The following is a 7,490-nucleotide window of genomic DNA, read 5'->3' as shown; positions in this document are numbered from 1 at the left end:
GGGGCGGATCCAACCGAAGCGGATTGAGCAAATCACCGCGCACATCGATTTGCTGCCGACACTCGCCCAATGGTGTGGAATTCCATCGGATGATTCGGCCGCGTTGGACGGCCAAAGTCTGGTGAAACTGATTCAAGACGGCAGCGATCCGGCACTCGCCGAGCGTTCGATCTTGACCTACCGCCCGAACCAATCACAGCTCGAAAAATTCGGCAAGGCTGCCGTCCGCACCAATCAATATCGGCTGACCATCGAAAATGCCAAGGTCGCGCTGTTTGACATGCATGCCGATCCCGGACAGGAAACCGACATCGCCGAACAGCACCCCGAGACGACCGAGCGGTTGAAATCCGAGATCGAAGGCTATGTCGACGCCATCACGCCAAGCATCACGCAAGCACGTCACGTTCCGATTACCAAACAACGACCGACCTTTATTCCATCGGTCGATGCAACACTGACCGGCAACCCGGGGTTCGCAGACAACATCAGCTGGGCCCATAGCTGGGTCGACAACTGGACCTCCGCCGCCGACACGATCTCGTGGCCGATCGACGTTGCCGAATCGGGACGCTATCAGATCACGCTGCACTACGTTTGCAACGCCAAAGACGTCTCGGTCTCAGCAGCGATCGCGGACCAGGACATTTCAGCGACGCTGCGACGTTTCAAGTCCGAATCGGTCGTCCGTCCTGACCGGGATTCTCAGGCAACGCCCCGCCGTATGCTGTTCTTCGGCCAGCAGTCGTTGGGGATGATCAACATCGCGGCCGGACAAGCGACTCTGCAACTGAAACGCCAACAGGACGGCCAGATGATCGAACTTGGCGGCGTGACCATCACCAGCGCGGACCTGCCGTCGAAAGAACAATTCCACCTGTTTCTGCTTGCCGGGCAATCGAACATGGCCGGTCGAGGCAAGGTGACGCCGGCCGATCGTCTCCCCGATCCGCGAATCCTGATGCTCGATCGTGACGGAAATTGGGTCCCGGCGACCGACCCGTTGCACTTTGACAAATCCATCGCCGGCGTGGGACTCGGACGCGGGTTTGCCAGGCGCTATGCGAGCGAGCACCCCGATGTCACTGTCGGATTGGTGCCCTGTGCCGTCGGCGGATCACCGATCGCCGCATGGGCCCCCGGAGGCTATCACCCACAAACCAAAACGCATCCTTACGATGACGCCTTGCGGCGGATTCAAACGGCCATGGCCAGCGGAACATTCAAGGGAATCCTGTGGCATCAAGGCGAATCGGATTGCAAACCGGGACTGGCCGAGGCGTACAAGTCAAATCTGACGGAGGTGATGGAACGATTCCGCAGTCATGTCGGCGCCAAGACTCCGATCCTCATCGGCGGTCTGGCGCAGCGCGACGCGCCAAAGTGGACGGAGCATCGAAAGCGAGTGGACCAAGCCCATCGCGAAGTCGCTTCGGAATTGCCGGCGTGCGCGTTCGTCGAGTCGACCGGTTTGACGCTCAAAAGCGACAACACTCACTTTGATCGTCAATCGCTGTTGGAATTCGGCCGTCGCTACGCCGAGGCGCTCGCGGACATTCAGGCAGCGAAGTAGCGTGGCAAGTGGAAGAGGCTCCCAGTGGAAGCCCATTCCGCGCCGTCTCGCTGATTAAGCGTTGTCCTGCATCGGCTTGGCCGTCGCGGCGGTCTCTTCGACGCGGAACATGTCGCGCCACGGTAGCTGGATGCCTCCGTCGATGGTCAGGGTGCTGCCGGTGATGTACTCGCTTTCTTCGCGACAGAGGAACACGACGCCGCGTCCGATTTCCTTCGGCTCGCCCAGGCGTTTCATCGGCAATTTGGCCGACTCGGTTTTCAGTGTCTCTTCGGAAAAGAATTTTCGTTCGCCCGGCGTGTTGATCCAGCCGGGGTGAATGATGTTGCATCGGATGCGGTGTTGAGCCAATTCGCAGGCGGCCGTCCGCGCCATCTGGTCGTTGGCTGCCTTGGCCATGTTGTAGGCCATCGCGCCGGGCATCGCGAGGTGCGCGTGGGGGCTGCTGATGACCACGATGTTGCCGCCCTTGCCGGCCTTGACCATCTCCGCGGCGCCCGACCGGACGACGTAGAACGCACCCCACATGCTGACATCGATCGTCTTGCGGAACTCCTGCATGTCCGATTCCAGCATCAGGTGCCGGTCGCTGTAGGCCGCATTGCTGACGACGATGTCCAACCCTCCGAGCCTCTCGATCGACGTCCGCATCATCGCTTCGGCTTCTTCTTGCACCGAGACGTCGGCCTGGACCTTGAACGCATCTCCGCCGACCGACTTGCACTCGGCGACCACTTCGTCGGCCTGGTCGGGGTTGGATCGATAGTTGACCGCGACGGTTGCCCCGGCACGAGCCAGTTCGACCGCGATGCCGCGACCGATCCCAAGTGATGCCCCGCTGACGATCGCCCGCTTTCCGGATAGTTCAGTCATGTTGATGTGTTGACGCTACAAGAAGTGAAACAGTCCGCCCGAAATGAATCAGCGAAAAGCGTATCGCGACGGCGACCGCGGGAAAACCATGCGGCAAAGAGATCGAGAAAGAACCGCTTCGTTTTCTGGGCGGGCGACGAACCGTCGGGGAGGGGGCTCTGTCGTGGGGTTTCTAACGTCGCCCTCCTGGCAGGCATTGGCATCTAATAAGTCGCGTTTTGCCCAACGGGCATACATCTCCATCGCCTGGGGGACGTCAAACACCGCACGTGCTTCAAAAGGAAGTTTTCTTTCAGAAATGATTCATATTTGTCAATTGGTGCTTGAAAACTGTCACGAATGAGAGAAAGCTATCACGAAACGCAATACCTGCGCAAGATAGGCAATTTCTGTGGTCCGATCCGTCAACTCGTCCAACGGCGTTAGCAGCGAAACCCGCACGTCCAGTGGCGGGCGTCGTGAGCGTTTGCGACGGATGGTGCGTCAGACCGGGTTCGCATCGTTGGGTGAGTTGGCCGAGTCGCTTTCGGTCAGCGAATCGACGGTCCGCCGCGACTTGGAGCAATTGGAGCGATCGGGCGATGTCCGCCGCACGCACGGCGGGGTGTTCTGGACCGGCGAGAGCGCGACGATCCGGGCGTTCGAAGGCCGCAAGGACACGACGTGGACGGTGAAAGCCGCGATCGGCGCGGCGGCCGCGAAGCTGATCGAAGAGCACGACACGATCCTGTTGGACGGTGGCAGCACGACTTATGAATTGGCCCGTTGTCTGGTCGGTCGGCGGCTTCAGGTCGTCACCAACAGCTTGCCCGTGGCGCACTTGCTCTCCAGCAGTGATTCCATCGACCTGGTCACGATCGGCGGCTGCGTCCGCGGTCGGACGGCGGTGGCGATCGGCCCGATGGCCGAATCGATGCTGCGTCAGATCAACGTGCGGCTGGCGTTCCTGTCGGTCGCGGGGATCAACGAGCGTGGGTATTTCAACAACAACATGATGTTGGTCGAAAGCGAGAAAGCGATGTTGGCGGCCGCCGACCAAGCGTATGTCGTCACCGACCACACGAAGTTTGGCAAAGTCAGCTTGTCCCATCTGTGCCGGTTGGAGGACGTCCAGGGTGTCGTGACCGACTCCGGTCTGGCATCGCACTGGAAAAAGCGGATTGACGACGCTGGTGTCGAACTAGTGTTAGCAGACAACCGACGCAGCGACGAAACCGACGCGGACTCCGATCCAGAATGAGCTCCGAGGGCGGAGCGTTTCACTCTTCTAATCTATTTTCCCCCATCACCACCTCCCTTTCCCCGAACCGAATGAACGCGACTCAAATTGACCGCGCCCGAATCGAATCCCTGGTTCGTCGCGCGATCGCCGGCGGCCTCGGCACTTCGTCGGCGTCTCGGCCCGACATCGGACTTTCCCATGATCCTCCCGGTTGGGTCGACGGCAAGCCGAATCTGCGTGTCAGCATTTCTGCCCGGCACGTTCACTTGACCGACGAGCACGTTGAAATCTTGTTCGGCGCCGGATCGGTGCTGGAACCGGATAAAGATCTGTACCAGGACGGTTTTTACGCCGCCAAGCAGACGGTGATGATCGTCGGGCCACGGCGGCGAATGCTACCCAGCGTGCGGGTCTTGGGGCCGACGCGGGGAGCCAGCCAGGTTGAATTGGCCTTCACCGATTCGATCTCGTTGGGCATCGACGCACCGGTCCGTCACAGCGGCCACATCGACGGCACGCCCGGATGCGTGTTGGTCGGACCGGTCGGAAGCGTCCAACTGGAACAGGGCGTGATCTGGGCGGCGCGTCACGTCCACATGAATTACTTCGATGCGGATCACTTCGGTGTTTCCAACGGCGACATGATGCAGTTGAAAGTCACCAGCCACGAATGCACCACGGTGTTTGACGACGTGCTGGTGCGTGCCGATGAAGCGGCCAAGCTGGAAGTCCACATCGACACCGATGAGGGCAACGCGTGTTTCTTGGACGGCGCGTCCAAGGTCGAACTCACCAAGGGCGGCTGCGGCTGTCATCAATAGTACTTACACCTCCTTTTCTCCTATCAATAGGCAGATTTCCAATGGCGAAGAGTAATGAAGCGCTCGGCATGATCGAGTGCAAAGGGTTTGTTTCCCTGGTCGAAGCAGCCGACGCAATGTTGAAAGCGGCGAACGTCGAATTCCTGGGCTGGGACAAGGTCGGCAGCGGTCTGGTCAGCGTGTTTGTCGCCGGCGATGTCGCCGCCGTCAAAGCCGCCACCGATGCCGGAGCCGCGGCAGCCGGACGCATCGGCGAAGTCGTCAGCGTGCAAGTGATCCCACGTCCGCACGACGATTTGCAGAAAGTGCTCAAAACCAGCGCACCGACCGCCAAGAAGTAGTGGCCGCCAAGCAATCGCGGACGCCCACCGGTCGTGTCATCCGACGCGATCGAAACACCCCCTCCACAACTATCGAAAGAAATAAAACCAAGATGAATGACGCAATCGGATTGATCGAAACCAAGGGTTTGCTGGCACTGATCGAAGCGACCGACGCGATGACCAAGGCGGCCAACGTTGAAATCGTCAAGCGAGTCGACATCGGCGGTGCGTATTGCACCACCGTGGTCAGCGGAGACGTCGGCAGCGTTCGCGCAGCGGTCGAAGCCGGTGCCAACGCGGCCTCGCAAGTCGGCGAGTTGGTTTCCAGCCACGTGATCCCTCGTCCCGCCGAAGGTGTTGCGAAAGCTTTTTTGGCTTAAGCGTCAACCCGCCCGGTGAGTCGCAAGACCGCCCGCGGGATGACGAACGCACGCTGACGTCCACGACAGACCCCAACTCATCGCGGAGGGTACCGCCAGTGCTCGTACTGGTTGCAAACCTGGGATCGACCAGTTTCAAGTATCGGTTGTTCGAAATGACCGATGATGGAGCGATCGACGACATCCAAAACGCACGTTGCCTCGCCAAAGGCGCGGTCGAGCGGATCGGCGATGCGCAAAGCAAGTGCACCGTCGAGATCGGTGATTGGTCCAACGAGCTGACGATGTCGGTGCCCGATCACGGGGTGGCCGTCCAAGCCTGCTTGGATCAGCTGACCGACCCCGAAAACGGTGCGATCGAAAACGCGTCTCAGGTCGCCGCGATCGGTTTCAAAGCCGTCCACGGCGGACGATTGTCGGGCGTGTTTGTGGTCGATGATCAGGTGCTCGATGCGATGGCCGAAATGAATGCCGCCGCACCGGCACACAACCCGCCCTACATCGCGGCGATGAAGACCCTGCAAGCCCGGTTCCCGGATCTGCCGCTGGTCGCCGCGTTCGAAACCGACTTTCACCAAACGATTCCCCCGGCCCGAAAGGAATACGCGATCCCACGTCAGTGGGCCGACGAGTTCCACATTCGAAAGTGGGGCTTCCACGGTGCCAGCCACCGTTACATCGCCTTCCGCAGTGCCGAGATCCTGGGCCGTCAAGACGCCCGCGTGATCTCCTGTCACTTGGGCGGCAGCAGTTCGATCACCGCGATCGAAAATCGACAAAGCGTTCAGACGACGATGGGGATGACACCCCAAACGGGTCTGCCGCAGAACAACCGCGTCGGTGACTTTGATCCCTTCGCCTTGCCACTGATCCTGCAGCGGACCGGTTTGTCCTTGGACGAAGCGTTGCAAGAACTGGCCAGCAAAGGCGGACTGTTGGGGCTGAGCAACCATAGCGGCGACATCCGCGATGTCGAACAAGCGGTGTCCGAGGGGAACACCCAAGCCCAATTGGCCTTGGATGTCTTCATCGAAGAGATTCGGCGTCACCTGGGTGGAATGCTGGTCGCGCTCGGCGGCGCCGATGCGATCGTGTTCACCGGCGGCATCGGCGAAAACGACACGCTCGTTCGCAGTCGCGTCTGTGCGGGACTGGAACAACTGGGCATCGTTGTCGATCCGGCGGCCAACGAAAGCCTGCGTGATCGAACCAACGATCTCGGCGAGGCCTCGTTCCATGCCGGCGATTCCAAAACTCAATTGTGGGTGATCCCGACCAACGAAGAAGTGATCGTGGCCAGGCAGACCCTGCATGCATTGAAGCATTCGTGAAGCCGACCTTTCCTCCTCCCTTAACCCCCAACGAGCCTGGCACGAATGTTCATCGCCCGAGTCACCGGATCGGTCGTCAGCACTCAAAAGGTTGCGACGATGACGGGTCACAAATTACTGGTCGTCGAGCCCTATCGGCTCGATGACAAAAAGCGTCAATCGCTCGTCACAACCGGAAGAACGTTTATCGCCGTCGACACCTTGGGTGCCGGAGAGAACGATTTCGTCCTGATCACACAAGGCAGCAGCGCACGCCTGACGCCGGAAACAAAGGTTTTACCCATCGACGCCGTCATCATTGGGATCGTCGATCAAGTCCACATCGACAAGTTCAGCGTTTACTCGCGCAACGAATCAAACGACCGTTAAGACCGCCCCGCTCTCGCGTGATCGCGGCAGGCCGACATTCACCCCCAACTAGCAACCCACCATGCAATACGACGAAACCCTGATCCGAAACGTAGTCGCACAGGTCCTGGCCGAGGTCGGTCCGATGCCACCGGGTAACGGAGCGGCCCAGCAGGCGGCCCAGCAGGCGGCTTCGGCCGGCGGACACAACGGCGTGTTCTACGATGCCGAGTCGGCCGTCACGGCGGCACGTGCGGCGTTTGAGCAACTGCGCGAACGCACCCTGGCCGATCGAAAACGGATCATCGACGTCATTCGGCGGATCTCGATCGAGCAGTGTGAAGAGCTGGGCACGATGGAGATGGAAGAAACCAAGATCGGCCGTCTGGAACACAAGATCGAAAAACTCAAGACCCTGGGCGAGCAAACGCCCGGTGTCGAGTTTCTCGAAACCAAAGCCTTCAGTGGCGACTACGGTCTGGCCGTGATCGACCGCGCCCCGTTCGGCGTCATCGGAGCGATCACGCCGGTCACTCACAGCTTGCCGACGATCACCGGCAACGCGGTCAGCATGATCGCCGGCGGGAACACCGTCGTCGTCAATCCCCATCCGTCGGGC

The 7,490-nt window shown here is 60.2% G+C and carries 9 protein-coding genes; 8 read left to right on the top strand and 1 reads right to left on the bottom strand.

Translation table 11 applies throughout. The annotated features are described in order from the left end of the window. A partial coding sequence (locus ABX749_RS15015; protein ID WP_372896686.1) for a sialate O-acetylesterase occupies nt 1-1,573 on the top strand: 1,573 nt, incomplete at its 5' end. 54 nt (nt 1,574-1,627) lie between these two features. On the opposite strand, the gene ABX749_RS15010 is transcribed toward ABX749_RS15015, so the two are convergent. Continuing rightward, nucleotides 1,628-2,446, bottom strand: coding sequence for an SDR family NAD(P)-dependent oxidoreductase (locus ABX749_RS15010; protein WP_372896685.1), 819 nt, complete (start codon nt 2,444-2,446; stop codon nt 1,628-1,630). Between the two features lie 466 nt (nt 2,447-2,912). On the opposite strand from ABX749_RS15010, the gene ABX749_RS15005 reads away from it, so the two are divergent. The 7 genes from ABX749_RS15005 to ABX749_RS14975 form a co-directional block, all read left to right on the top strand. Further along, entirely contained in the window at nt 2,913-3,686 is a 774-nt protein-coding gene (locus ABX749_RS15005; RefSeq protein WP_372896687.1) for a DeoR/GlpR family DNA-binding transcription regulator, read from the top strand. Between the two features lie 71 nt (nt 3,687-3,757). Continuing rightward, nucleotides 3,758-4,489, top strand: coding sequence for a phosphate propanoyltransferase (pduL, locus tag ABX749_RS15000; RefSeq protein ID WP_372896684.1), 732 nt, complete (start codon nt 3,758-3,760; stop codon nt 4,487-4,489). Nucleotides 4,490-4,530: 41 nt separating this feature from the next. Then, nucleotides 4,531-4,830 carry a BMC domain-containing protein gene (locus ABX749_RS14995; RefSeq protein ID WP_095742162.1) on the top strand — a complete coding sequence of 100 codons (300 nt, stop codon included), beginning with the start codon at nt 4,531-4,533 and terminating at the stop codon, nt 4,828-4,830. Nucleotides 4,831-4,922: 92 nt separating this feature from the next. Then, nucleotides 4,923-5,192, top strand: coding sequence for a BMC domain-containing protein (locus tag ABX749_RS14990; RefSeq protein ID WP_372896683.1), 270 nt, complete (start codon nt 4,923-4,925; stop codon nt 5,190-5,192). Nucleotides 5,193-5,290: 98 nt separating this feature from the next. Then, a complete protein-coding gene (locus tag ABX749_RS14985; protein ID WP_372896682.1) occupies nt 5,291-6,523 on the top strand; it encodes an acetate/propionate family kinase in 1,233 nt (410 codons plus the stop codon). Nucleotides 6,524-6,568: 45 nt separating this feature from the next. Beyond that, nucleotides 6,569-6,892 carry a EutN/CcmL family microcompartment protein gene (locus ABX749_RS14980; RefSeq protein WP_095742165.1) on the top strand — a complete coding sequence of 108 codons (324 nt, stop codon included), beginning with the start codon at nt 6,569-6,571 and terminating at the stop codon, nt 6,890-6,892. A 61-nt stretch (nt 6,893-6,953) separates the two neighbouring features. Continuing rightward, the coding region (locus ABX749_RS14975) for an aldehyde dehydrogenase family protein (protein WP_372896681.1) at nt 6,954-7,490 on the top strand (537 nt) is incomplete at its 3' end.

This window comes from Stieleria sp., assembly GCF_041595215.1.
In the GTDB taxonomy this organism is placed as follows: Bacteria; Planctomycetota; Planctomycetia; order Pirellulales; family Pirellulaceae; genus Stieleria; species Stieleria magnilauensis.
Note: the sequence above shows the minus strand (reverse complement) of the source record. Positions and strands in the feature narration are given on the sequence as shown.

Bases quoted from the DNA above. Each gene is read 5' to 3' on its own strand.
- ABX749_RS15010 (WP_372896685.1), bottom strand. From the start codon at position 2,446: ATGACTGAACTATCCGGAAAGCGGGCGATCGTCAGCGGGGCATCACTT.
- pduL (WP_372896684.1), top strand. From the start codon at position 3,758: ATGAACGCGACTCAAATTGACCGCGCCCGAATCGAATCCCTGGTTCGT.
- ABX749_RS14995 (WP_095742162.1), top strand. From the start codon at position 4,531: ATGGCGAAGAGTAATGAAGCGCTCGGCATGATCGAGTGCAAAGGGTTT.
- ABX749_RS14990 (WP_372896683.1), top strand. From the start codon at position 4,923: ATGAATGACGCAATCGGATTGATCGAAACCAAGGGTTTGCTGGCACTG.
- ABX749_RS14980 (WP_095742165.1), top strand. From the start codon at position 6,569: ATGTTCATCGCCCGAGTCACCGGATCGGTCGTCAGCACTCAAAAGGTT.